Raw genomic sequence first — 24,346 nt, 5'->3', positions numbered from 1 at the left:
AGTTCTTACCGGCAGGCCACTCTTCTCCTACGGTCCCCTGGCAGGCCAGGCCAGGCCAGACCAGGAAGCGGAAGAGGAGCCGGACAGGACTGGGTCTAGAGCATGAGTGGATATCTGGGCAGACCATAGAGCCGGGTACCAAAGCGGCTCAAGAGCACAGCGCCCAGTCCCAGCAAGCCCGTTGCCAGGCCAACCAGCCAGCCGATGAGAGGGAGAGAGCCAGCCAGGATCAGGATCAACAGGCCCACCGCCACCTGGATAAAGCGAGCATACCGCAGTGGGGCGGACGTATGTAAGAGTCGTTCACCGATCAGCAGACCGAGGGCTACCATACCCAGCGCCCATCCCGCAATCAATCCTACAGCCACTATAATAGCGAGCGGAATAGTGATAATCAGTGTACCCAGCAGTAGGATCAGAGCGGGAGCGAGGATTGAGCTGAGCAGGCCCACAAGCAAGCTGCGCCCGGCGCAGGTCTGGATAGTGGTGCGAACCAGCATCACGTGCTCAGGAAGCAACCAGGTGAGCAAGAGACCAAGCCCCACCCAGATCAGCAGAGAGAGAGAAGGGAAACTAAAGCTCAAGGAGCTGGTGAAGGGCCAGATCAAATGCTGCGAGCGGTCAATTAGGGTGCCATCGAGCTGAGCATCTTGCTCGCGTGCCCAGCGAGCGTTGTAGAGGTGAATATCGCCATGAACGTGGGAGCCACTTTGCAGGGTGACCACCCCGCCGTAGAGATTGACATCCCCATTCACGGTGCCCTCGATAATGACATTGCCTCCAATTACCATCACATTCCCATTCACCGTGCCATTAATAGCCACCGTACCACCAAAAGAGATAAGATCGCTGCAGAGCACCTGATCGCTGGCGACCACGAGATTGCCACCGATGAACGGCCCGCGTCTAGTGCACTGATCACCCCCTCCAGGAAACTCTTGCTGGGGAAGCACGGCGGGAGCGGCGTAGGTCTCCCTCGGAAAGAACGCTCCTGTGGAAAGGAGCAATAGGAGGCAGAACATCACCAACCCCATGCAGCCGGCTCCCGCAAGCAAGAGCCACAGCTGTTGTTTCCACTTAGGCTTATGCATCGGCTCCCGATCCCCTCGCTCTCAATATGGACCACCGGCCAGGCTCAGAGGCTGATTGCTGCTCAGGCTCGGGCCTGCTGTTCGGCCATCGATCCCGCAGGCAAGCTGACCGGCGCTGCTCGCTTTCTCTCGGCCCGCTGTTCCTTCTCCCCATCGCTGGCCCTCTATCAGACGGACAGGCAGCAGTCAAGCCTCTTGTGGAGCGCGCATGAGGCGCAGCCACATCGCTGACAGCAGGAGAAGGAGGAAGGCCAGCCCGGCCAAGAGCAGGTTGTCTTGTGAGACAAAGCTCAGGCCAAGGCGCAGGTAGGTGAGCATCACCAGGAACGCATCAACCATGTCGCTCAGCAGCAGGAGCGTTCTGACCAGTAGCTCGGGCTGATTGAAAAAGAGCAGGAAGAGTAAGAAAGGAATACCAGCGGTTAGAATAAACAGCGAGACTAAGAATAAGGAGCTTAAGGTCTGGAGGCGTGCCAGGCGCGTACGTTGCTGCTGGTGCAGTTCCTCAAGCTGGCGTGTGGTGCGCTGGCGCAGGTAGATGGCCTGCATGATCTGCGCGGTGGAGATGCGGCACGAGACAGGCGAGAAACTCGCCCCCAGAAGCTGTTGCAGCCGCCGCTGCTGCTGCGCGTATTGACGGCAGGCAGGGCAGAGAGCCAGATGGGAGAGCACCTCAGAGCGCAGGCGTGCCGTCTCGGCCTCGCTGTCGCTGTGCTCCTCACATAGCCATGCTCTAGCGTCGCGGCAGCGCATCGACCTCTCCCTCCTTTGCGTCTTCCTGCTGCATGTAGCGTGCGAGCAGCTCCCGTGCGCGGTGCAGGCGAGCCTTCACCAGGGCAGGCGTCAGCTTGAGGGCGCTGGCGATCTCCTCGTAGGATAGGTCGTACCAGTAGCGCAGAACAATCACCGCGCGGTACTTGGCGGGGAGACGTTGTAGGTAACGCTGAATCTCGTCGTGCTGCTCACCCTCTAGCGCGGACTGCTCGGGGCTGCTGCCGAGATCGACGATCCATTCGAGAAACGGCACCTCTTCCAACGACCTGGCCAGGAAGCGTCGCCGTCTGAACTGATCGATTGCCAGATGGGAAGCGATCGAGAGCAACCAGGTGCTGAACTTGTGGGCAGGCTTATAGCTGGCTAGCTGCATGTAGGCGCGGACGAAGGCTTCCTGTGTGACGTCCTCTGCTTCGGTCACGTTGCCTAACATGCGATAGGCCAGATTGTAGACCGCATCTTTGTAACGCTCGACGAGCACGCTGAAGGCATCTTGCTCGCCCGCCAGCACTAGCTCGACCAGCGCCGTATCGCTGATCGCCTCCACGGCTGTCCCTTGTACCTGCCCGCGCAGTATCTGCTCTTCTACGCCTGCCCCCTGCCCACTCTGCACATGGCTCCGGCTGGTAAGCGTCTCGCCACTTTCTTCAGACCGCCTGCCTCGCCCTCGCTTGCGAGCTATATGTCCTGCTGGTTGGGCTACTGGCCCAAGACTCAGCGCTCCTGATGCGCGTAGTGTCGAATCCATCTTCGGCTATCCGCTCGTTTCCTTTTTGACCGCTTTATCTATATATAGAAATGGATTGGAAAGTCCTTCTATAGCGAGATACGAGCGGTGACTAAAAAAGTTGTAATCTTTTGGCAAGTGTAGCACGGGGGCAAAGGCTCTGGCAAGGGGCGGCTCCGGCCTAGGAGATTCGGCTTGCAGGCGGGCGGCTGCGGCCTGGCTGTGGGCGCAAAGCCAGGGCAAGTAGCTGGCTGGCTGGTCTCAGAGATCGAGTGAGACGGACGTCCTGTAGAGAGGACAACAAAGCTACAGGACGTCCGTTGTTCTCCCCTGAAACGTGCTATCTGAGCAAGCGGAGCAAGGGGAAAAGGAAAGGAGCGAGAGCGCTAAATGGTGATATCCCAGATGGTCTGGCCGCTCTCCAGGAGATCGCTCACGAAGGCCAGCGTATAGTGGTGCTCCGAGCGAGGCACCTCGTAGGCCAGGGTGCCGCGGATCTGCCCCCCGGCCTCGACTTTGCCATCGGGCGCCTTGGGCGCTGAGCTAACTATGGCCAAATCCATCTGCTGGCCGCTGCTGTCTCTCAAGGTGAAGTTCACGATAGAAAAGACTGTCTGTTCGCTGCTGCTGAGATTCTTCAGCGCGACGTCGATGAGCAGGAAGGTATCGCCGGCTTTGGGCTGGCTGAACTCATCGCCGTCGCTGGTTTTGACCCCCAGGACAGTCACCTGCCAGGTGTCGCCAACTTTGACCGTTTGACCGACTTTGAAATGCTGGGTGGTTGGGACGCTGGTAGCTGTGGTCCCGCTGGCCTTGTTGCTGCTGGTCGAGGGGGCAGGACTGACTGCGCTGCCCGTGTTGGAGGAGGAGTTGTCCGAGCTTCCATCACATGCCAGCAGGGCCAGGATGATTAGCCCCACTCCTACCACGACACTCAACACACGCTTCATCGTTGATCAACCTCCGTTCCTTTCTGAAGGGCTTAGCAGGTCTTGGGAAGTGTCTTCCCAATCGCTCAACGCCAGCGGCCACCATTTTTATCGTTCGTGTTCCCTGGTGAAATGGCTCAGTACGCGGCTTGAAGATAGTGTTAAGCATGAAATTGCCACTCCATTCTGCTTGAAAAGGGTGATCTCTCTACTTGATTTATTGGCTTTTCTTTAGCAAAAAGCCGGGAGAGGTGGTCCGCGAATGAGAAGCTGGTGACCGAAGTTGCGAGGGGATGGCCGGGGCCTTCTGAACGCAGAAAGCTGCCGCTCTGCTCTGATCTGGCGAGCGGCCCGCCTGGGGGTGATGGTCTGGGCTGGAGGGCGCGAGAAGGAGGAGCAGCAGGAAGGGCGCATTGTTAGCTGGCTCAGGGGACTGTGTTACTTTAGGGCGAGAAGAGGGCCGTCGGACTCAGAGGATTGGGGGAAAAAGGGGGCCAACGATGCTTGCATGACAGGCAGGACTTGGCGAGGGAAGGGGAGGGAAGGGGCCAGGGAAGCGCCCGGAAGAAAAGGTGGGGCGAGTGGGACTCGAACCCACACGGGCGCAATGCCCAGAGGATTTTAAGTCCCCTGCGTCTACCGTTCCGCCATCGCCCCAACGTGCCCTGACCCGCTTGCAGGCCCTGCTCGCCTCTCTCCCTCTCTCCCCTCTCAGTGCCCTCGCGGGCGCCCACCTTCCGCCAGGAGACCAGGCGGGTGCTTCCACCGGTCAGAGCAAGCTCTGCCATACTTCCGGCACCAGTGCAATTCTAGCAGATCTCAGAGGAGAGGACAAGTGGACGCTCTGCCAATTCTCCTTTTGCGGGCAGCGTGAGGGGCAATTTGTCAAAGGCGGCGGTGGCTGTATTGACGCGCCTTTTTATCTGCGGCATAATACCAGAGTGATCGTTATACATGTACATGACATGTAAGTGGGCGGAACGCAACAAATGACAAACGAAGCAGGCACTCACAATTTTTCTGGTGAAGGGCAGTGGCGAGGCAGGTATGAGGTGATCGTGGTCGGGGCGGGCCATGCTGGCTGCGAGGCCGCGCTGGCCAGTGCACGTATGGGGCGCAGGACCCTGCTACTGACCATGAACCTGGATAGCGTGGCACTTATGCCCTGCAACCCCTCGATGGGTGGACCAGCCAAGGGGCACCTGATTAAGGAGATCGATGCCCTGGGCGGCGAAGTTGGACGTAACACGGATCGCACCTTCATTCAGATCCGCTTACTCAACACCGGCAAGGGGCCGGCGGTCCAGGCCCTGCGCGCTCAGTGTGACAAGCAAGCCTACCGTCTGGCGATGAAATTCGCCCTGGAGGCTCAGCCGAATCTGGATCTGAAGCAGGCGACGATCACCCACTTTCTCTACAAGCAGGGGGAGGATGGACGCCCGGCTATTTGCGGCGTCGTCACAAGCACCGGCTGGCAGTATGAGGCCAAAGCGGTCGTGCTGACGACGGGGACCTTTCTCAACGGGCGCCTGGTAGTAGGCGAGAAAACCCAGCCGGGCGGGCGGGCCGGTGAAGGCCCCTCCCTGGGGGTCGCCGACTCCCTACGGGCCTTTGGTCTGGAGGTGCGTCGCTTCAAGACCGGCACACCTCCGCGCATCGACGCGCGCACCATTGATTTCAGCAAGACCGAGCCGCAGCCGGGCAGCCGCGTCCCTCTCTATTTTTCCTGGGATGAAAAGGCGCGGGCCGACGTCCAGCTCCCAGGCGGACGCCCCAACCCGGTCTATCCAGTCAGCGCTGAAGACCTCTACGGCTGGCGCCCGCAGCTACCCTGCTATCTGGTGCGCACCAATGAGCGCACCCACGAGGTGATTCGCGCCAATCTCCATCGCTCTCCTCTCTTCAATGGTCTCATCGAGGGCATCGGCCCCCGCTATTGTCCCTCTATCGAGGATAAGGTGGTGCGTTTCGCCGAAAAGCCCTCCCATCAGGTCTTTTTGGAGCCGGAAGGCTGGCGCACGGGCGAGGTCTATGTGCAGGGGATGAACACCAGCCTGCCCGAGGACGTGCAACTGGCGATGCTGCGCTCTATTCCGGCCCTGGAGCATGTTGAGATTGTCCGCTTCGGTTACGCTGTCGAATATGACTATGTTCCCCCCTATCAGCTCAAGCCGACGCTGCAAGCTCGTGCGGTGGAGGGCCTCTTCCTGGCGGGCCAGATTAACGGCACCTCCGGCTACGAGGAGGCAGCCGCTCAGGGTCTCATGGCCGGCATTAATGCGGCGCTCTACGCTCGTGGCGAGCCTGGCTTTGTGCTGGGCCGGCACGAAGCCTATATCGGCGTGCTGATCGACGACCTGGTCACTCGTCCCCTCAGCGAACCCTATCGCCTGCATACCTCGCAGGCGGAGTATCGCTTGCTTCTGCGTGCCGATAGCGCCGATCTCCGCCTGAGCGACTACGCCTACCGCTTCGGCCTCATTGACGAGCAGCGCTACGCCCAGGTCCTGCGCAAGCGCGAGCAGATAGAGCACAGCCTGGGACGCCTGAGCAGGGTCATCTTCACCCCCTCGCGCAGCGTGGAATCCGCTGCGCGTGAGGTTGGCATAGCGCCGCCAGGCCAGATGACTTCGGCTCGCGATCTGCTGCGTCGTCCCGAGGTGCGCTACGAACAGGTCGCTGAGCTGGCCCGCCGTGTCTACCAGGATGAGCAGGCAACAGAGACAGAGGCGCCCCTGCCGGCTCTGGCGCCGGAGGTTGCTCAGGAGGTTGAACTCCAGGTCAAATACGAATACTATGTGCAAAAACAACAACAACTGGTTCGGCAGGCCCAGCGACTTGAAGGGCTGCTGATTCCCGAGAGCCTGGATTATCAGCGGGTTCCCCACTTGCGGACGGAGGCGCGGCAGAAGCTGGAGCGCCTGCGCCCGCGCACGGTTGGACAGGCCTCGCGCATCGAGGGAGTCACGCCCGCAGATATCGCTATTCTGATGGTTTACGTGGAGAAGCTACGGGCGGCAAAGAGGGCCGTCTCGTAGCCCGAGGTGGCTGGTGGTAGTAGGTAGTAGTGGCCCCCGGTGAGCAAAGCGAGAGGCGAAGGAAGGCAGAGTACAGAGGGAGGAGGGCAGCGATGAACCCCTGGCACGTTATTGATGGGCCGTGGTAAGGAAGAACGGCTGTCGGTTGTCCTGGCCTGGAAAGGGATGCAAGGAGGCATGGCATGCGACTACCGCTTAGGCTAGCTACGCTCCTTTGCTTCTATAGCGATGTATCCGAACAGCATGCCCATCCTGCCGGGCCGTGAGGCAGAGCGCAGCCCGACCCTGGCTGCGGACTTCCCCGTCCCCGGCGGTTGAGCACTACGTGCTGAAGAGGGGAAGAACTGTGTATATCCTTGTGGTTGATGATAGCCAGTTTACAACTGCGCTGGTGCAGTTTGCGCTCAAACAGGAAGGCTACGAAGTCGAAGTCACGGACAACCCTCGCGGAGCCATGCAGATGATCCAGAAGCGCGAGCCTGACCTGTTGATCCTCGACATCGCCATGCCCTACCAGAGCGGCTTCGAGTTTACAGCCAGGCTGCGAGCTGAGGGCTACGACATCCCTCTGATCTTCATGACCGCCCAGGACAGCATGGAATCCAAGCTTAAAGGCTTTCATATTGGTGCTGACGACTATATCTGTAAGCCTTTCGATCATCAGGAGCTGGTGGCCCGAGTCCAGGCTGTGCTCCGCCGCATCAAGCGCGGCAGGCGTAGCGAGGGGCAAAGCATTCGAGTTGGTCCGATCGAGCTATTCCCGGCTGAGCTGCAGGTGGTCATCAATGATCGCATCAGAGTCCCCTTGACCCGCACAGAGATGCAGGTCTTGCGCGTCCTCATGAGTTGTCCCGATCAGGTGGTCAGCCGCGATCAGCTTCTTTCCTCGGTCTGGAACGATAATGAGAATAATAGCAATATTGTAGATGTCTACATTGGTCGTTTGCGCAAAAAATTGGAGCCGGATGCTGCGCATCCGCGGCATATTATTTCTGTGCGTCGTATTGGCTATAAGTTTGTCAGCAAGTAAAGGGGGAATGTGGTGAAATCGGCTTCTCGGCGCTCTCGAGTGAAGGAGCGCGCTCTCACTACTCCTGAAGCCAGGCTGGCCAGCGATACGGAAGATAGTGCTCAGCGGAGCAGCTCATCGCTCCAGGATCAAGCGCATCAGGGGGAAGAAATGGTCGGCAAAAAGAAAGTGGTGCGGGAACGTCACCCTCCCGAGCGCAATGCCCCATCCGAGATGGAGCTATTAAACGAGTGCGCCGGCAAGTTTCTGGCGGCTACTACGGATGTGGCCTTTCTGCTAGACAGCCACTTTCGTCTTCGGGCCTTTAATCCCGCGGCGGCGGCTACTCTCAAGTGGGAAGCGGCTGAGGTGGTGGGGCAGGGCTGCGCCCAGATACTCAGGTGCCGCAGTCTCGATCGCAAGCTGCTCTGCGGTACCTCTGACTGTCCCCTTGTGCGAGTCTTACAGGGAGGGAAACCGCTGGCCAACGAGGAAACCATCCTCGGCCTCGAGCCTGTCGAGGGCTGGGAAGCATCGGTCAGCGTCACCCCTATCGTGACAGCTGAAGAACGCTATGTCTTCTTTCTGGCGCGCGATATCTCTGCTCTCAAAATGGCCAATCGCATGCGGGAGCATTTCGTATCGATGGTCTCACATGAGTTACGCACGCCGCTCAACTCGGTGCATGGCTTTATCGAGCTGCTGCTGCGTGGCCAGATGGGACCTTTGAACGAGACCCAGCGCGAGTATCTCGGCTATGCCGGCGAGGCCCTGCAGCAATTGCTCTCGCTGGCCGAGGACGTGCTCTTCATGGCGCGCTCCGATGCCGGACGCTTTGAAATGCGACTGCAGCAGGTCAACATCGAGGTCTTGGCACAGCAGGTCCTGGAGGGTCTAATGCCGCTGGCGTACAAGGCTGAGATCGTGATGAGCAAAGAGATCGAGCTGAATACTCCGCTGGTGCTGGCTGACCCGCTGCGCATCAAGCAGGTCCTCTCTAACCTCTTAGGCAATGCCATTAAGTTCACTCCACCGGGTGGAATGGTGATCCTGCGTGCCCGACCTGACCCAGATGACCCCCAAATGGCCCTGCTCTCCGTGCAAGACACTGGCTTTGGCATTGCGCCCGAGGATCAACCGCACGTCTTTGAACGCTTCTATCAGGCTACTCATAGTATGCAATCCAGAATGGGCGGCTACGGGCTGGGACTGACAATCGCCCGCCTCATCGTTGAACAACACGGAGGCCGGATCTGGTTCGAGACGGTTCCCAACCGGGGCACGACCTTCTATTTTACTCTTCCTCTCTATCGTGAGGCACCGCTGCCCGGCGTGAAGACGGAGGCCGGCCGCTAGACCAGGCAGGAAAGGCAAGCCAGACTCAGGTATCTACCTGGACAGGAGGGCGAAGAGGGAAGGCGATTCCTCTGCCGGCACTGGACCTTACTGCCAGAGCGAATCTTGAACCGCTCCGTCCGAGGCTGTACCCTGTCCTCCCCGGGTGCCACTGGCCGGCTCGCGGTAAGCGTTGTTCTTCGAGAGCCGGTCGGCCAGGCGCGTCGGCTCTGGCAGACGGTAACCACGGCTGCAGGAGAGCACATAGCGGAGGGCGGTCTCCAGGCTAACCCGGTGGCCGATCGAGATGATCATCGGTTTGACATGCTCGCGCGTGCGCAAGGCGGCACCGATGACCTCGCCCTGATCGCGCAGAGGAACCCAGGAGCCGACCGATTCCCCTAATTCCTGCTCGTTGTAGTGGCCCCGCAACACTGATTTGGCGCAGCCAATCGTGGGGACGTCCAGCCAGAGACCGAGGTGCGAGGCGATGCCCAGCCGACGCGGGTGGGCAATCCCCTGGCCGTCGACCATGATCAGATCCGGCTCCTGCCGCAGCAGCGCGAGCGCTCCCAACACGCAGGGTAGCTCGCGAAACGAGAGCAGACCTGGAATATATTCCATACGGACTGGCTCTTCGTAGACGTGTTGCTCCTCCAGCTCTAAAGAGGGATAGGAGAGCAGTACAACGGCGGCGCGCGCCAGACCATTATTCTCATTGATCGCCAGATCGACACCGGCAATATGCTGGACCTGGGACGGCAGGCGGTCCTCACGAATGACTCGGCCGGCTAGCTCCCTCTGGAGAGCGATGGCCTGCTCCGGCTGTAGATTCCACTGGTGTAGGGGCGGGCGTGCTCGTCGCATGGTCTATCGGGCCTCCGCAATAAAGATCATGCGCGGGCTTTGCAGCTCATAGGGTGCCATCTCATAATTGCCGTAAACATCTTTCACTACAAAACCCGCCTGCTCTAGCATCAATTCCAGCTCACTGCGCTCAAAGAGATAAAAAGTGGTGCGCGTGACCGTACGCCGCACCGTTTCTCCTTGACAGTACTGATCATAGAAGTGGACAAGCTCCAGTACGTGGCGGGTTGCAGAGGCGAAGGGCGAAACGAAGTGTGTCAGAAGGCTACCATCGGCGCACTCCCAGGTCCCCTGATGGAGGAGCTGCCCACTGAGATTCTCCATCGCGCGAGCATCGGCGTTGCTTAGATCCAGGATGAGGGTGGCACCGGTCACCAGGTGGGCGCGGAGTAAGGCCAGCGTTCGTTGCTGGTCTTTGCGCGCGGTCAGGTGAGCGAAGGAGCCGAGGGCGATAAAAGCCAGCCGAAAGCGCTGCTCCAGGTGTAGGGTCCGCATATCCTGCTGTACCAGCGTCACTCGTGAAAGAAGACCTTCCTGTATCAGGCGCTGGCGCGCGCGTTCGAGCATAGCGGTCGAGACGTCGACGCCGGTCAGCTCATAGCCTTCGCGCGCCAGTGGCACCAGCAGGCGACCGCTGCCGCAAGCTACCTCTAGCAAAGGACCATAGGGGCCGCACAGCTCCGCAAAGTCCCGGTAGAGGTCGAGGTCTTCCAGGAAGTGCGCGTGTTCAATGTCGTAGAAGGCTGCGATAGTGTCGTAGTCGTTGACTCTCTCTTGTGGTTGCATAGAAAGATCTGCTCCGCATGGCTCGGCGATGGGCGCTGTAATACTTTTCCGATGATAGCACGGCGACAGAAGAGCCGCAAGAGGGGAAAAAGAGGAAGGGAACCTAAGCCCAATGGTCGGCCAGAGACCGCCGGGCGCTAGTAAAGGCGACAGCGGGCGAAGTCTCCCGCGAGAGGAACAGGAAGCTCAGGCCCTCAGTATCAGCGGCACAGCCCTCCCACAGAACTGCCAATCGTCCGATGTGGCAAGGCTACTCTACGAGCGCAGCCTTGCGCTCGCATCAACAACTTTCCCAGCCAAAGCAGAAAGCAGCGGGCCGACTGCGGCCTTCTCCGCTGGTCATGGTCAGCCTCTTTCTCCGCTGCGGCATAGGTCAGGCGGAGAAAAGCGGGCATTCCCCCAGCCTTCTCTCTCCGGCCTGCTGGGACAGAATGCCCGCCTTTCTGGTCTTTTCCTTGCCTTCTCAAAGAGGCCGGCCTGGTAGGGCCGAGCGACTAGCTGACTGGTTGGCTGGCCGCCTGGCCGACCTCGTCTTCTTGTCTGTTTCCTTACTTATCCTTCTCGGTCTTGCTCAAAGCGGCCTGAGCGGCGGCCAGGCGAGCCACCGGCACACGGAAGGGCGAGCAGCTCACGTAATCGAGACCAACCTCATGGAAGAACTCGATGCTGCTCGGATCGCCGCCATGCTCGCCGCAGATCCCCAGCTCGATCTGGGGGTTAGCGGCGCGCCCCTTCTCAGCCGCCATGCGTACCAACTGGCCCACGCCATCGCGGTCGAGCGTCTGGAAGGGGTTCACCGGCAGAATCTTCACCTTTTCGGGCAGGCCCGGAGCATCCAGACCATCGACGTACTTCATCAGGAACTTGCCTTCAGCATCGTCGCGGCTGAAGCCGAAGGTCGTCTGCGTCAGGTCATTAGTTCCAAAGCTGAAGAAATCGGCCACCGTCGCGATCTGATCGGCGGTCAGAGCGGCGCGCGGCAACTCGATCATGGTCCCAAACTTATACTCGACAGCGGACCCGGCCTCTGCCGTGATCTCCTTAGCCACGGCCTCGAGTTGGCGACGTACCTCACGCAGCTCGTTCACGTGTCCGACCAGCGGGATCATAATCTTCACCTGCGGCTTCTTTCCCGTCTTGCGCGCCACCTCCAGAGCGGCCTCCAGGATCGCGCGCGTCTGCATGATAGTGATCTCCGGGAAGAGCAAGCCCAGGCGGCAGCCGCGAAGACCGAGCATCGGGTTCATCTCGCGCATAGCGGCTACGGCGTCGAGCAGAGCCTTTTTCTCCCTGAGGGCCTCGGGATTGGCGCCGGTCGCCTCCAGGCGTGTCACCTCGACCAGCAGCTCCTCGTAGTTGGGCAAAAACTCGTGGAGGGGCGGGTCAATCAGGCGGATCACCACCGGGTAACAATCGCCGGTGCGCGGATTGACCATCGTCTCGAAGATCCCGATGAAGTCGCCACGCTGGAAAGGCAGCAGCTGATCCAGGGCAGCCTGTCGCTCCTCGGGGGTCTTTGCCAGGATCATCTTCTGAACGATGGGCAGGCGCTCCTGCTCCATAAACATATGCTCAGTGCGACAGAGGCCGATGCCTTCCGCGCCGAACGTCACCGCGCGCTGAGCATCGCGGGGATAGTCCGCGTTGGCCCAGACGCCCAGCTTGCGGACGCGATCCGCCCAGCTCAGCAGCTTCTGCAGCTCTGTCTCCTTCTCAAAGTCCGGCTCTACCGTTGGGATCACGCCGGCGAAGACCTCGCCGGTATCGCCATCGATCGAGATCTCGTCGCCCTCACGGATCACCACATCGCTGCCGACCACGCGGAAGAGTTTCTCCTCCTCGTAGACGCGGATGCCTTCGCAGCCGGCCACACAGGGGAGCCCCAGGCCGCGGGCCACTACCGCGGCGTGGCTGGTAGCGCCGCCGCGTGCCGTCAAAATGCCCTTTGAGACAAGCATTCCATGGACATCATCGGGGCTGGTCTCTGGGCGAACCAGTACCACGGGTACGCCGGCCTTTCCCAGCTCCTCAGCGCGATCGGCATCGAAGACAGCCTTACCTGCGGCGGCGCCGGGCGAAGCATTCAGCCCGCGAGCCAGGAAGCGCCCCTCCTGATGGGCACGGGCCTTCGCCTCCTCATCAAAGCGGGGCAGCAAGAGCTGATAGATCTGGGTCGGATCGGAGCGTCTGATCGCCTCCTCCTCGCTGATCAGCCCCTCCTCGACCATATCCACAGCGATCTTGACCGCCGCTCTGGCCGAGCGCTTGCCGGAGCGTGTTTGCAGCATATAGAGCCGGCCCCGCTCCACCGTGAACTCCATATCCTGCATATCGCGATAGTGTCGCTCCAGGCGGCGGGCGATTTCCTGGAACTGCTCATAGACCTGGGGCAGCTCCTCCTTCAGGCGGCTGATCTTGGAAGGCGTACGAATACCGGCCACCACATCCTCGCCCTGGGCGTTGAGCAGGTACTCGCCGTACAGCTCCTTCTCGCCAGTGCTGGGATTGCGTGTAAAGGCCACGCCGGTGCCGCTGTCGTTGCCCATATTGCCGAAGACCATGCTCTGCACATTGACAGCGGTGCCCAGGTTGTGAGGGATCTTATTAAAGTTGCGGTAGTCGATAGCGCGCTTGTTATTCCAGGAAGCGAAGACGGCCTCGATAGCGCGCTTGAGCTGCTCGTAGACATCGGTGGGGAAAGGCTGGCCGGACTGGCGCTCAGCGATCTGCTTGAACTCAATCACCAGCTCCTTGAGGGCCGAAGCGGGCAGCTCAGCGTCGCTGCTGGCTCCGGAGCGCTCCTTATACTCATCGAGCTTCTGCTCGAACTCGCGCGGATCGGCGTCGAGCACGATCTTGCTGAACATCTGGATAAAGCGCCGGTAAGCATCGTAGGCAAAGCGCTCATCGCCGGTCTGCTCTACCAGTCCCTGAACCGTCTCATCGTTGAGGCCCAGATTCAGCACCGTATCCATCATGCCGGGCATCGAGAACTTTGCCCCCGAGCGCACTGAGACGAGCAGCGGATTGTGACGATCGCCGAAGGTCTTGCCAGTCTGCTGCTCGACGATGCGCAGAGCGGCCAGGGCCTGCTCCCACATTCCTGGTGGGAACTGCTTGCCAGCGTCATAGTAGGCATTACAGGCCTCGGTAGTGATCGTGAAGCCCGGGGGAACGGGCAAGCCGGCCTTAGTCATCTCGGCGACGCCTGCCCCCTTGCCGCCGAGCAAGTCGCGCATGCCGGCATTGCCTTCGGTGAACAAATAGACCCACTTGCGCGGCGATTGCTTGACCACCTCTTCAAAGGGCGTTCCCTGGGGCTGCCCTCCTGTGATTGCTTGCGTCACGAAATACTCCTCCCAGTTGATAGAATACTCAGGATTGATAGAAGCCGGGTCACAACGCCAGGGGAATCCTCCTCATAGAGGACGGGTAAGACGTCGCACTGCAAGCAACCGGGTCGGCGCTGACCCGCGCCGCTGGATTGCGCCGGAGAAGGCGCGCTCAGTCGGTCGATTGATTGGCTGGTCGGTCAGTCAAGTCAAGGTCAGTCATTCAGTCAGGCGCCGGTAAAGATCCTTCCCCTGGCCCAGCGCAAAACACGGCGGGCACGCTGCAGATGATCATTGGCCTCGGCGGCACTAATGACCTCATCGGCCTCCTCGGGGGGCGTATCGGCGTAAAACGTCTCGGGATGGAAGGGAGTGAGGGCCTCCATATCGCCCAGGATCTCAGCCGGGGCGCCGACACGCTCGCCCAAGGCCCGCAGATCGTGGTTATAAGGGGAACGGCGACCGAAAAGGAGCAGGCTCACCGCCTGAGCGGCCTTCTCAGCCACCTGGTTACAGTAGTCGACACAGGCGAAATGCCGACCAAGGTTCAGCTCCAGGCCGGCGGTGGCCATGTCCTGGGCGGCCTCGGCGAAGAGCGCCAGCGCTCCCTGAAGATCGCCTCCTGTCGGCTGAGCAGACTCTCTCTCCTCTTCGTCGTCCTCCCTCTCTGCCCCACTCTGTTCGCCCTTGCGCCCCACCTCTTCTGCGACTGGCGTCGGACCTCCCTCTGGGCTGACGTCGGAGGCAGAAACCGGCTCTGGCTGCTGGAAGCTGAAACCCTCCAGCAGCAGCCGCTCCAGGTCCTCCTCTGGCTCCTGCGGTTGAGGAGCGTCACCCGCTGTGTGGCGCTCTGACATCTGAGTAAGCTCTCCCCAGTCTCCGCCCACGGACCGGGCCGAGGTCAGTCGGCTGGTGCCCTGGGCGGCTCTTCTCTTGGCTTAAACGATCTGTCCCCTGCCCGTAACGTACCAGGCTTTCCGCTTATCGATACCTGTGTGTGTTTCTCCTCTATATTAGTCCTGTCGGCGCGTGGTGTCAATGCAGGTTCGCCAATCATTGGCGGGCAAGAGGGGGGACCGTCTCGCTCTCCGGCTTTCCTTTCTCTGGCTGGTTCATCTCGCCTGAGGCGGCGATCTGCTCCATGAGAGGCCAACTGTCTGCCTGCAAAAGTGAGTCGGCTGAGTCGTGAGAGGGATAAGGAAGAAGGGCGCAGCGCAGAGCAGAGGCTCCTGGTGGAGGCTGGCAGACTGGCAGAGTCGCCAGCCTCCACCACGGAAAGAGCATCTCCTCAATACCCGCTGGCATGTTCTATTCGCTGGGCGTTCCTGCTATACTTAGGTATGCATATGCATGCTCTTAGCAACGTTAGTGAAGGTGGCGAGGGTGCCGGTAGCACGAATAACGCTGATGTCGCCGCTGTCGCAGAGGCCCGGAGAGAAAGAGTACATGTCAGCATGACAGACAAAATGCCTGCGCATTCGCAGAGAGCTGGCTCTGAATCTTTTGCTGATTCCGATGATGCCCTGGCCCTAAGCAGGCTTTATGAGCGCTTCAGTCGGCCAATTCACTCCTATATTTATCACCTGCTGGGGAACCGTGAAGATGCCGATGATATGACGCAGGAGGTCTTCATTCGTGCCTGCTTGGCCTGGGATCATCTGCACGATCGCGAGAATCTGAGCGCCTGGCTCTATCGTATTGCGACCAACCTCTGCGTAGATCTCCTGCGCAGGCGGAAGCGTATTGCCTGGTGGCCTCTCTCCCTAAGTAGTCATCAGGGCGACCACGATGAAGGTTCGATCTCTGAAGAGTTTGCCCTGTTGCTGGCCGATAGCGGAGGCATCCCGGAAATTATCGAGCGCGAACATATCCGCGCCGCCCTGGCGGCCATGCCTCTCGATTACGCTATTGCGCTTGTCCTGAGCGCTGTTCAGGGCCTGCCCTATCAGGAGGTTGCTTCCATCATCGGGATCTCCCCCAACGCTGCCGCAACTCGTATATCTCGTGCAAAAAAGATGTTTATCGAACGTTATATTCGGATCGGGCGAGAACATCTGAAGGGGGAAGAGCATCAGCGATGAGTGAGGCGATGCATGAAGCTGGCATGCCGCCACTGCCATCAGCGTCCGAACGAGGGCCGCAGGTCTGCGAGGCTGTGCAGCTCTACCTGGCCATTCTCGATGACCTGAGCTTTGAGCAGGCTCAGATTGTGCTGGCGCATGTCTACGACTGCCCTTCCTGTCTCCAGACCTATCGCCTCTTTAGCCAGGCATCCCACCTGCTGCGTAGCCTGGAGCAGACACGGCCTTCGGCGCGCGTGGATCGGGCTGTCTATCAGGCCATTGCGGCCCGTTGGGGAGCACCAGGCGGCTCTGCTCAGCAGGGGCATCTGAAGGGAGGTCGCGAGCAGGTTAGCCTCTTGGACCCTCAGCGGCCTTCGGCGGCTCTCCGCCTCTCTGACCGCTGCTCCTCCGTGCGGCGCCGTCTCTGGCTGCTGCCGGCGGTGGCAGCCCTGCTGCTCCTCATTCTTGGAGCCTCCACCTGGCTGGGCGGCCTCTGGCCCTCGTCGCAAGCTTTTGCCCTGCCTGCGGACCTCTCCTGGAATGGCTACGTGCTCTACCATCGTCAGACGACGATGAGCGACGAGGGGCTGCCCTATCGGGTAGAAACCTATCACAACTTGGGAACTGGCGAATTGCATGTCGAGGCGACTATGCCTGGACGTCTCGACGTGGTGCTGATCAGCGATGGTAAGACCGTGCTTGGACTGGATATGATGCACCACGTGCTGCAATGGAATCCGGCCCAGTGGAGCGTTCAGGACAGGGCCTTTGATCTGGCCGAGTTGCGCCGTGATCTGCAGCAGGGAAGCGCTCACTATCTTGGCCGGGGAAGCTTTCAGGGTCAGGCTGTCTACCGTATTGGGTTGCCCAGCGGTTATATTTTGCTGCTGGATCAACGCTACCATCCGGTCAACCTCTTGTATGCCAGTGGAGCTCGGCAGGGCCAGCCTGTCTATGAGAGCGTGCGTTTGTTCTCAGAAGATCAGGTCTCTGGGCGTCTTTGGGAGATGCAGCCACCGGCGGACTTCCTGCCAGGTCGGCTGCCTGCCGAGCCTTAGGGGTGGAGTCGCCTCCGGTTTGCTTGCATCGTAGCGCAAGCGCGGACTACAATGGGAAGGCGAAGGAGAGGAGTGGCCGGGCCTGACAGCGGGCGGCTGCTCCGACGCTGAAGCAAATCGAGAGGCTGCACTGGCAGCAGGAGCATCCATCATGGCAACAGAACCTGTGCCTGTGATTGTTGGCGCCGCACGCACCCCGACGGGAAAATTCTTAGGAGCGCTGGCAAGCTTCACGGCCCCGCAGTTGGGAGCCATCGCTATCAAGGAAGCCGTGCGCCGTGCAGGGATCGCGGTCGAAACGATCGATGAAGTTATTATGGGCAATGTAGTCTCGGCAGGCTTGGGACAGGCTCCCGCGCGCCAGGCCGCGATCGGGGCGGGCTTGCCTGTCGAAATACCGGCCTTCACCGTGAACAAGGTTTGCGGCTCCGGCCTCAAGGCGGTCATGCTGGCGGCCCAGGCCATTCGGGCTGGCGATGGACGTGCCTTTGTCGCCGGTGGCATGGAGAGCATGTCGAATGCCCCCTATCTTTTGCCCAGAGCGCGTACTGGCTACCGGATGGGTCACGCTGAGCTGGTCGATGGAGTCATTCACGATGGCCTGTGGTGTGCCTTTGAACAGGTGCATATGGGGAACGAGGCCGAGATCATCGCTGAAACCTTTGGCATCTCCCGCGAGGAGCAGGATCGTTTCGCTCTCGGTAGCCATCAGAAGGCGGCAGCCGCGACCGCTGCAGGTCGCTTCAAGGACGAGATTGTCCCGATCGAAGTCAGGCAGAAAGGGACCAGCGTGGTGGTTGAGCGCGATGAACCGATTCGCCCGGATACTTCGCTGGAGGCTCTGGCCAGGCTCAAGCCGGCCTTCCAGGAGCAGGGCACGGTCACGGCAGGCAATGCCCCAGGACTCAGCGATGGGGCCTCGGCGACGGTGGTGGTGGAGCAGTCGCTGGCTCATGAGCAGGGCTTGCCGGTGCTGGCTCGCATCCTTGGCTACGCCTCGGCCGCCATTACTCCGCGCTATATCTTCGCTGCCCCCACGCGCGCCGTCAGGCGCCTCCTGGAGCGAACCGGTCTCCAACTGAGCGATTTTGATTTGATCGAGGTCAATGAGGCTTTTGCCGCGCAAACTCTGGCCAATGGGAAAGAACTTGGCTGGGACTGGGACCGCGTGAACGTCAACGGGGGGGCGATCGCCCTCGGCCACCCCATCGGCTCCAGTGGTTCGCGCATCTTGATTACGCTCATCTATGAGCTGCGCCGCCGGGGGGGAGGCCGTGGCCTGGCAACCCTGTGCTTGGGTGGCGGCGGCGCCGTGGCCCTGGCTGTTGAGGTCTCGTAAACAAAAACCGCCTTGACCTTCAGCACCTGGCCCTCCGCTCCTCGTCAGCTCTGTTTGTCTACCTGGCTGGGGCACCGGAACCGGCGAGGAGCGGTAGTCGGGTGGGCCTCCAGCTCTCTTCCCGCCCTGCCTGCTCTCCCCCTGAACTCTGCCTAGACCTTCCCTGCTAAGGCCGCTCGCCATCCACTGCTCCTTTTTTACCTGTCAGCCTTCCCCCACTTCCCCCCTTTCCAGACCCCTTCCTCTTCTACCAAGCGTCCTCTATAGGATTATGTCTACCTTTCATTTAAAATAATCAATATCAAATAAATCGCAGAGAAGAAGTTACCTCTGCCAAAGTGGATCGTTAAAAAAGACGTATGGCAAAAAATAATACTGAAAGGTTGAATGAGCAGAGGTGTCTAAACAAGCTAACTCTTTATCTGTAGTTGTTCCTGTGCACAATGAGGCTGGAAACGTAGCTCTTTTGCATGGGAAGATTAGCGACGTCATGTGTAACATGTCTTTGGAATACGAGGTGGTCTATGTTGATGATGGCAGCACCGATGGCAGTTTGGCCGTATTAGAGGAGATAGCGGCGACCGATCCCCATGTGAGGGTTGTGGAACTGAGCCGCAATTTTGGACAGACGGCGGCGCTGGCGGCGGGGGTGGCTTACAGCCGGGGTGAGGTGCTGGCCCTGCTCGACGCCGATCTGCAGAACGATCCGGCGGATATCCCACGTTTGCTGGCGAAGCTAGAGGAGGGCTACGATCTGGTCAGTGGCTGGCGGCGAAAGCGGCGAGGAGAGGCCTGGCCGCGTTGTCTGCTCTCCCGTCTGGCTAACGCTCTGGCCGCCCGCCTGACCGGGATCAAAGTGCACGATCTGGGCTGTACCCTGAAGGTCTATCGCCGCGCGGTCTTTGCCCATCTCCCTCTCTATGGCGAGATGCATCGCTTTATTGTCGCTTATGCGGCCCTGGCCGGCGCGCGAATCGCTGAGGTTGAGGTGGGGCACCATCCGCGGCATGCTGGGCGCTCGCACTATGGGCTGGACCGGACCCTGCGAGTGCTTCTCGATCTTTTGCTCGTGAAGTTCTACGCTGGCTTTGCCACTCGTCCGCAGCAGTTGCTGGGCTTGCCCGGACTGCTGGCACTTGCTCTCGGCCTCATCTTCCTGCCGCTAGCCTTGCTACTCGCCTTGCTGGGTGGGGGCCGGCAGCGGGGCCGTTGGATCGACATCGGGTTGTTGGGCGCTGGTGGCTGCTGCGGGTGGGGCCTCCTCTCCCTCCAGCTCGCCGTGCTGGCAGAAATGCTGATGCGCACCTACCATGAGTCTCAGAAGAAGCGACCTTATGTTGTGCGCTGCCTTGTTGCGGGAACAGAGCGAAGCGAGTGTTGGTAGGGAGTAAACATATATTGTTTCAAATATCGCCAAATATGGCATTGGGTCAAGTTGCTTGGAAGAAGAGGCAGGTAGAATCAAATGAAGATCCTGGTTATTGCTCCTCAACCCTTTTTTGTACCTCGCGGGGTTCCTTTCAGCGTCTATGCTCAGTTGCGCGCCCTGAGTGAGCTTGGCCACCGTACAGACCTGCTGACCTACCCATTGGGGGAGCCGATAGCGCTTCCCGGGGTGCGCGTCTGGCGTGTGCCGGGCCTGGCGCGCGTGCGCGAAGTGCCCGTTGGTCCCTCTCCTGCAAAAGTGCTCTTCGATCTCTTGCTTTTTCTCTGGGCCTGCTGGCTCCTCTGCTCTCGGCGCTACGATTGCCTTTGCACGCACGAAGAGGCTGGGGTTCTGGGCGTTGTGCTCGCGACGCTCTTCCGTTGTCGGCATGTCTATTATATGCACTCCGATCTCGCGCAGCAGGCGGCTTGCCTGGGACACGGCCAGAAACGCTGGCTGCTGCGTATCCTGCGTTGTTGCCAGAGCTGGATTCTGCGCCATGCCAGCGCGGTGGTAGCGATCTGTCCGGCCCTCGAAGGCGAGGCCCGGCAGATGGGGGCACGTGGCAAGACCTATGTGATAGAGAATGTGGCCTTGCCGGAGGAGTTGCTGCCAGGGAATACGATCTTGGGGGCGGGAGATATCCAGGAAAAGGACCACCAGCGCCAGGTGACGGCGGCGACAGCGGTGCCGCCGCGGCTCGCGAGAGCGGCTCTCGGGCCAGAGGGGGCCACAATTCCGCCCGATGGCCGTGACTGGCTGCTGTCATCCGACGAGACAGGGCCGCTGGTGCTCTACACAGGAACCCTGGAGCGCTATCAAGGAATCGAGCTGCTGCTAGAGAGCGCCGTCCTGGTACAACGGCGCTACCCCTCCGTCCGCTACCGGATCATTGGCGGGCGTCAGGATCAGGTACTGGCCTTGCGGGGCCTCTGTCAACGCTTGGGGATCGAGGAGTCTGTAGAGCTACTCGGTCAGCGTCCGCCTTCTGAGATAGCGGCCTCTCTGAAACGGGCGACGATCCTGGTCAGTCCCCGCTGTGCAGGAACAAACGTGCCCCTCAAGCTGGCGAGCTATTTGCAGTCTGGCAAACCGTTGCTGGCGACCTCGATCGTTGCCCATACACAGGTGCTCAGTCCCGAGGTGGCCCTCCTGGTTCCGCCAACGCCACATGATCTGGCTGCCGGCGCGCTTCTGCTCCTGGAAAACCCGACCTATGCACGTGCTCTGGCTTCAGCGGCGCAGCGCTTCGCGGCCAGACGCTGGAGCTGGTCGGCCTTTGTGGCTCAGCAGCGGCGCCTCTATGCCGAAATGGCCTCTCCTGAGAAGGGTAGGTTCTCCCGATGAAGCGCTATTTGCGCGAGCTTTTCGCGGAGGCGGCGGCGGAGGAACTTCGGCTGCCTCGCTGGCTGGTTCATCTCTACCTGAGGTGGGGGGAGCCTCCTCTTGGAAAGGCGATTCGTCTTGATCTGCTGCGCGCGGTGCTGCGTGGCTACAGCGTACGAGGCGAGCGCTGGCTGGATCTGGGGTGTGGCATCGGCGATCTGACGTTGCGGCTGGCCGCCTGCGGGGCCAAGGCGGTTGGAGTTGAGCGCGATGTGGGGCGTGTGGCCCGAGCGGAGGCTGTGGCGGCACGTGCTGGATTGCGCAACGCACGCTTCCTGGCGGCTGATGTCTGCCGCCTCACGGAGCTGAAGCTCGGGTCGTTCGACGGTGTTTGCTGCCTGGCGGTCCTGGAGCACATTGCCGACGATCTCGCCTTGCTTCGACAGATTGCTGCCGTGCTGCGCCCTGGGGGGCTGCTGGTGCTGCAGGTCCCCTCGGCCCGCCGCAAGGTACTGGCGGCTGCCGAACGGGAAGATGGTCACGTCCGCCCTGGCTACGCTGTGCCGGAAGTCTATGCCTTGCTCGAGACAAGCGGTTTCCGCGTGGTCCGCACCGACTCGCGGGACCCTCTAAATCTCATCTACTACTGGTCCCTCTCTGCCTGGCTGCTAGCAGGGGTGTTGGCTGACTGCCGCCTTCGCGGCCCCTGCTTCGCCATCTTAGGCCCGCTTTTTCTTCCGCTGATTCGCTTCTCCTCGCGCTGCATTCGGCGGACGGGAAGCGAGTTGGCTTTTCTGGCTGTAAGGTGCTGATAGTCAGAGGAGTATGTGCAATGTGGAAAGGTCTCTGCTCTAGCTCGATAGAAGAAGATTGTCACCTGACTCTCCCATCTTTTGATGCTGATCAGATTTCTAAAAATCGCTTCATAGACTTTTTCTCTACAGAAACATCGTGTGGAGGAGGACGACATATGCGTTGTCTGGTAACTGGCGCCGCTGGCTTTATTGGGTCTCACCTGGTCGAGCGGCTGTTGATGGAGGGACATGAGGTCTGTGGGATCGATGCTTTTACCGATTGCTATCCGCGTCAGATCAAGGAGCGCAATATTGAGGCCCTCTCGGCCTTTAGCCGCTTTGACTTTATCGAAGGCGATCTGCTACGGCTCCCGTTGGTCTCCCTGCTCGATGGGGTGGATTGGGTCTTTCATCTGGCGGCTCAGGCCGGTGTGCGTCGGGGGTGGGGCAATGAATTTGTGCGTTATGTCGATGCCAATGTGCTGGCCACTCAACGCTTGCTAGAGGCGGCTGTTCGCGCAGGGAATGTACGGCGTTTCATCTGTGCCTCTTCTTCGGCGGTCTACGGCGAGGCGGCTCGTTTGCCTGTCGATGAGCTGACGCCGCTGCGGCCTGTTTCGCCCTATGGAGTAACCAAGGTTGCCACTGAGCAGTTGTGTATGCTCTACCATCGTACCTATGGGCTACCAATAGTCATACTGCGCTACTTTACGGTCTATGGTCCTCGCCAGCGACCTGACATGGCCTTCTACCGCTTCTGCTGTGCGCTGATCAACCAGCAGCCGGCTCTGGTCTATGGGGATGGCCTCCAGACACGCGATGTGACCTATGTGGAGGATGTGGTAGAGGCCAATCTGCTGGCGGCGTCTGTGCCGGCGGCGGTAGGCACGGTCTTGAACATCGCCGGGGGCGTCCAGGTCAGTATTCGCGAGGTGCTCGACCTGCTGGAGGAAATCAGCGGTTCCCGTCTGGCGGTGAAGTTTCTCGATGAGCAGCGGGGGGAAGCGCACGACACCTTTGCGGATATCTCGCGGGCCGGCCATATCCTGGGCTACTCTCCACGAGTAGGGCTGCGCGAGGGACTGCGGCGAGAGTTAGAATATGTGGTTTCCTATGCCTATAGCCTGACTCCCCGTTTCTATCCTGACTGGCCGCTGGATTATGGCTTCCGACCGGGAGCGGGGGAGGAGAAACAATGAGCCAGGAACCCCATCCCGTTCCGTGGGCTACTCGTTGCGTCTCTCACAGGGAGGGGAGGACCAGGCCCCCTCTGCCGTCCTGTTCCTCTCCTGCCAGAAGATTGGCGCCTGTCAGGCTGCGCCCCTTGGGAGAGGTAGGGATGGTGTCAGCAGCCTGTCGCCCTACTGAGGTGACGGGCGCTGCGGGTCACACCACCGGTCCTGCTCTGCCGGGCAGTCATCCTGGTGTCGGTGAGCCTGTTACGGAGGAGAGAGGCCCTGCTGAGAGGGAAACAGGAGGCAAACCTCTCTGGCGCCTGGCGGCGGCTGTCATTGCGCTGGTGGCCGCGGCTTTGCTCGTGGGGCGGGTGCTCGTCGCTCTTCCTGGGTGGCAGGACCTTGAGCGAGGTCATGTGAGCTATGCCTGTCTGCTGTTGGGCGGGTCGGGAGGACTGCTTTGCGTGGTGATCAGTGCCTACCAGTGGCGCGCCTTGCTGCTCGCTCAGGGGAGACATGTGGACCTGGCTGAGCTGATCAGGCTCTATTTGGTCGGCCTGGCCTTCAGTCACTGTCTGCCACTGGGCCTGGGGGGCGATGCCATCAAGACCCTCTACTCTGGTCGGGCGCTTGGCTCCTATCGACTGGCGGCGGGGACGCTGGCCCTGGCGCGCTTGCTGAGTCTGCTGGCGCTGGGCCTCCTGCTTGGGGGCGCGCTCTGTCTCTGGGGTCAGCTTTTGCCTGCCCCCTTGGGTGCTGTGACCGCGACGGTCAGCCTCTTGATTGTGCTCGCTCTGACGAGCCTGTTGGGAGTCGTCAGGCTGATCAGAAGAGAAGAGCGGTCGACCTGCTTGGCTGAAGGAGAAAGCCGCGTCTCTCCTCTCGTTTTTGGCAGGATGCTGGGCGCGATGGGCGCTGCTCTGGCAACGGTAGCGGCCAGACCGCTCTCCTTCCTTCCCTCTCTGGGCTTCAGCCTCTGTTTCTGGATGATGGCCGCGCTGAATTACTATAGCTATGGTCTGGCCCTCGATATCCATCTGCCGCTACCGTGTTACGTTGTCGCCATTCCGCTGGTGGCCCTCGCTGCTTCCTTCCCACTCGCTTTCTGCAACGGCTTGGGCATACGTGAAGGTGCTCTGGTCTCTATTCTGGCTCTCTATCACGTCCCGGCGGGCAAGGCTCTGCTGTTGGCTCTCTGTATAGATGGGCAGGGGGTCCTGCTGGCATTAGGCGGCTGGCTGCTCTATGTCTTGCAAAGAAGGGAGGGGAGGTAAACG

Annotated in this window: 19 protein-coding genes and 1 tRNA gene; 11 read left to right on the top strand and 9 right to left on the bottom strand. The window is 60.5% G+C overall.

The features are described from left to right. Positions 1-95 precede the first annotated feature (95 nt). The 5 genes from ACFMO7_RS14375 to ACFMO7_RS14355 form a co-directional block, all read right to left on the bottom strand. The gene (locus tag ACFMO7_RS14375; RefSeq protein WP_376796178.1) at positions 96-1,091 is read right to left on the bottom strand and encodes a polymer-forming cytoskeletal protein; all 996 of its coding nucleotides are present in this window, start codon (positions 1,089-1,091) and stop codon (positions 96-98) included. Positions 1,092-1,277: 186 nt separating this feature from the next. Beyond that, positions 1,278-1,844: a hypothetical protein gene (locus ACFMO7_RS14370; protein ID WP_376796177.1), complete on the bottom strand. Its 567-nt coding sequence runs from the start codon at positions 1,842-1,844 to the stop codon at positions 1,278-1,280. After that, a complete protein-coding gene (locus ACFMO7_RS14365; protein ID WP_376796176.1) occupies positions 1,825-2,478 on the bottom strand; it encodes a sigma-70 family RNA polymerase sigma factor in 654 nt (217 codons plus the stop codon). The genes ACFMO7_RS14370 and ACFMO7_RS14365 overlap by 20 nt, the downstream gene beginning before the upstream one ends. A gap of 500 nt (positions 2,479-2,978) precedes the next feature. Then, positions 2,979-3,542 carry a DUF4352 domain-containing protein gene (locus tag ACFMO7_RS14360; protein ID WP_376796175.1) on the bottom strand — a complete coding sequence of 188 codons (564 nt, stop codon included), beginning with the start codon at positions 3,540-3,542 and terminating at the stop codon, positions 2,979-2,981. A gap of 552 nt (positions 3,543-4,094) precedes the next feature. After that, a tRNA-Leu gene (locus ACFMO7_RS14355) sits at positions 4,095-4,178 on the bottom strand. Between the two features lie 332 nt (positions 4,179-4,510). Between ACFMO7_RS14355 and mnmG the strand changes: the two genes are divergently transcribed. From mnmG to ACFMO7_RS14340, 3 genes are all read left to right on the top strand, one after another. Continuing rightward, positions 4,511-6,559 carry a tRNA uridine-5-carboxymethylaminomethyl(34) synthesis enzyme MnmG gene (gene mnmG, locus ACFMO7_RS14350; protein WP_376796174.1) on the top strand — a complete coding sequence of 683 codons (2,049 nt, stop codon included), beginning with the start codon at positions 4,511-4,513 and terminating at the stop codon, positions 6,557-6,559. 346 nt (positions 6,560-6,905) lie between these two features. Then, positions 6,906-7,589 (top strand): response regulator transcription factor, encoded by a 684-nt coding sequence (locus ACFMO7_RS14345; protein ID WP_376796173.1) that lies wholly within the window; start codon positions 6,906-6,908, stop codon positions 7,587-7,589. Positions 7,590-7,601: 12 nt separating this feature from the next. Further along, positions 7,602-8,924, top strand: a complete 1,323-nt coding sequence (locus ACFMO7_RS14340) for an ATP-binding protein (RefSeq protein ID WP_376796172.1) — start codon at positions 7,602-7,604, stop codon at positions 8,922-8,924. An 87-nt stretch (positions 8,925-9,011) separates the two neighbouring features. On the opposite strand, the gene nfi is transcribed toward ACFMO7_RS14340, so the two are convergent. The 4 genes from nfi to ACFMO7_RS14320 form a co-directional block, all read right to left on the bottom strand. Further along, a complete protein-coding gene (nfi, locus tag ACFMO7_RS14335) occupies positions 9,012-9,770 on the bottom strand; it encodes a deoxyribonuclease V (RefSeq protein ID WP_376796171.1) in 759 nt (252 codons plus the stop codon). Between the two features lie 3 nt (positions 9,771-9,773). Then, positions 9,774-10,556, bottom strand: a complete 783-nt coding sequence (locus ACFMO7_RS14330; protein ID WP_376796170.1) for a class I SAM-dependent DNA methyltransferase — start codon at positions 10,554-10,556, stop codon at positions 9,774-9,776. 548 nt (positions 10,557-11,104) lie between these two features. Next, on the bottom strand, positions 11,105-13,852 hold the full coding sequence (gene ppdK / locus ACFMO7_RS14325) for a pyruvate, phosphate dikinase (protein WP_376796275.1): 2,748 nt from the start codon (positions 13,850-13,852) through the stop codon (positions 11,105-11,107). Between the two features lie 263 nt (positions 13,853-14,115). Continuing rightward, a complete protein-coding gene (locus ACFMO7_RS14320; protein ID WP_376796169.1) occupies positions 14,116-14,745 on the bottom strand; it encodes a HEPN domain-containing protein in 630 nt (209 codons plus the stop codon). A gap of 597 nt (positions 14,746-15,342) precedes the next feature. On the opposite strand from ACFMO7_RS14320, the gene ACFMO7_RS14315 reads away from it, so the two are divergent. The 8 genes from ACFMO7_RS14315 (at position 15,343) to ACFMO7_RS14280 (ending at position 24,343) form a co-directional block, all read left to right on the top strand. Then, positions 15,343-15,969 (top strand): RNA polymerase sigma factor, encoded by a 627-nt coding sequence (locus ACFMO7_RS14315; protein ID WP_376796168.1) that lies wholly within the window; start codon positions 15,343-15,345, stop codon positions 15,967-15,969. Then, the gene (locus ACFMO7_RS14310) at positions 15,966-17,009 is read left to right on the top strand and encodes a hypothetical protein (protein ID WP_376796167.1); all 1,044 of its coding nucleotides are present in this window, start codon (positions 15,966-15,968) and stop codon (positions 17,007-17,009) included. Before ACFMO7_RS14315 ends, ACFMO7_RS14310 begins: the two co-directional genes overlap by 4 nt. A 151-nt stretch (positions 17,010-17,160) precedes the next feature. Next, positions 17,161-18,348: an acetyl-CoA C-acetyltransferase gene (locus tag ACFMO7_RS14305; protein WP_376796166.1), complete on the top strand. Its 1,188-nt coding sequence runs from the start codon at positions 17,161-17,163 to the stop codon at positions 18,346-18,348. A gap of 397 nt (positions 18,349-18,745) precedes the next feature. After that, the gene (locus tag ACFMO7_RS14300) at positions 18,746-19,732 is read left to right on the top strand and encodes a glycosyltransferase family 2 protein (RefSeq protein ID WP_376796165.1); all 987 of its coding nucleotides are present in this window, start codon (positions 18,746-18,748) and stop codon (positions 19,730-19,732) included. 81 nt (positions 19,733-19,813) lie between these two features. Then, on the top strand, positions 19,814-21,121 hold the full coding sequence (locus tag ACFMO7_RS14295) for a glycosyltransferase (protein ID WP_376796164.1): 1,308 nt from the start codon (positions 19,814-19,816) through the stop codon (positions 21,119-21,121). Continuing rightward, entirely contained in the window at positions 21,118-21,912 is a 795-nt protein-coding gene (locus tag ACFMO7_RS14290) for a class I SAM-dependent methyltransferase (protein ID WP_376796163.1), read from the top strand. Before ACFMO7_RS14295 ends, ACFMO7_RS14290 begins: the two co-directional genes overlap by 4 nt. A gap of 158 nt (positions 21,913-22,070) precedes the next feature. After that, positions 22,071-23,093: an NAD-dependent epimerase/dehydratase family protein gene (locus ACFMO7_RS14285; RefSeq protein ID WP_376796162.1), complete on the top strand. Its 1,023-nt coding sequence runs from the start codon at positions 22,071-22,073 to the stop codon at positions 23,091-23,093. Positions 23,094-23,233: 140 nt separating this feature from the next. Then, positions 23,234-24,343 carry a lysylphosphatidylglycerol synthase transmembrane domain-containing protein gene (locus ACFMO7_RS14280; protein ID WP_376796161.1) on the top strand — a complete coding sequence of 370 codons (1,110 nt, stop codon included), beginning with the start codon at positions 23,234-23,236 and terminating at the stop codon, positions 24,341-24,343. Positions 24,344-24,346: the final 3 nt, after the last annotated feature.

Origin of the sequence: Thermogemmatispora sp. (assembly GCF_042408735.1) — a bacterium.
Taxonomy (GTDB): domain Bacteria; phylum Chloroflexota; class Ktedonobacteria; order Ktedonobacterales; family Ktedonobacteraceae; genus Thermogemmatispora.
The sequence above is the reverse complement of the archived record's forward strand: the minus strand, read 5'-3'. Positions and strand labels throughout refer to the sequence as shown.

Coding starts and splice junctions, on each gene's coding strand:
- ACFMO7_RS14375 (WP_376796178.1), bottom strand. CDS start 1,091: ATGCATAAGCCTAAGTGGAAACAACAGCTGTGGCTCTTGCTTGCGGGA.
- ACFMO7_RS14370 (WP_376796177.1), bottom strand. CDS start 1,844: ATGCGCTGCCGCGACGCTAGAGCATGGCTATGTGAGGAGCACAGCGAC.
- ACFMO7_RS14360 (WP_376796175.1), bottom strand. CDS start 3,542: ATGAAGCGTGTGTTGAGTGTCGTGGTAGGAGTGGGGCTAATCATCCTG.
- mnmG (WP_376796174.1), top strand. CDS start 4,511: ATGACAAACGAAGCAGGCACTCACAATTTTTCTGGTGAAGGGCAGTGG.
- nfi (WP_376796171.1), bottom strand. CDS start 9,770: ATGCGACGAGCACGCCCGCCCCTACACCAGTGGAATCTACAGCCGGAG.
- ACFMO7_RS14330 (WP_376796170.1), bottom strand. CDS start 10,556: ATGCAACCACAAGAGAGAGTCAACGACTACGACACTATCGCAGCCTTC.
- ACFMO7_RS14320 (WP_376796169.1), bottom strand. CDS start 14,745: ATGTCAGAGCGCCACACAGCGGGTGACGCTCCTCAACCGCAGGAGCCA.
- ACFMO7_RS14315 (WP_376796168.1), top strand. CDS start 15,343: ATGACAGACAAAATGCCTGCGCATTCGCAGAGAGCTGGCTCTGAATCT.
- ACFMO7_RS14310 (WP_376796167.1), top strand. CDS start 15,966: ATGAGTGAGGCGATGCATGAAGCTGGCATGCCGCCACTGCCATCAGCG.
- ACFMO7_RS14305 (WP_376796166.1), top strand. CDS start 17,161: ATGGCAACAGAACCTGTGCCTGTGATTGTTGGCGCCGCACGCACCCCG.
- ACFMO7_RS14295 (WP_376796164.1), top strand. CDS start 19,814: ATGAAGATCCTGGTTATTGCTCCTCAACCCTTTTTTGTACCTCGCGGG.
- ACFMO7_RS14290 (WP_376796163.1), top strand. CDS start 21,118: ATGAAGCGCTATTTGCGCGAGCTTTTCGCGGAGGCGGCGGCGGAGGAA.
- ACFMO7_RS14285 (WP_376796162.1), top strand. CDS start 22,071: ATGCGTTGTCTGGTAACTGGCGCCGCTGGCTTTATTGGGTCTCACCTG.
- ACFMO7_RS14280 (WP_376796161.1), top strand. CDS start 23,234: ATGGTGTCAGCAGCCTGTCGCCCTACTGAGGTGACGGGCGCTGCGGGT.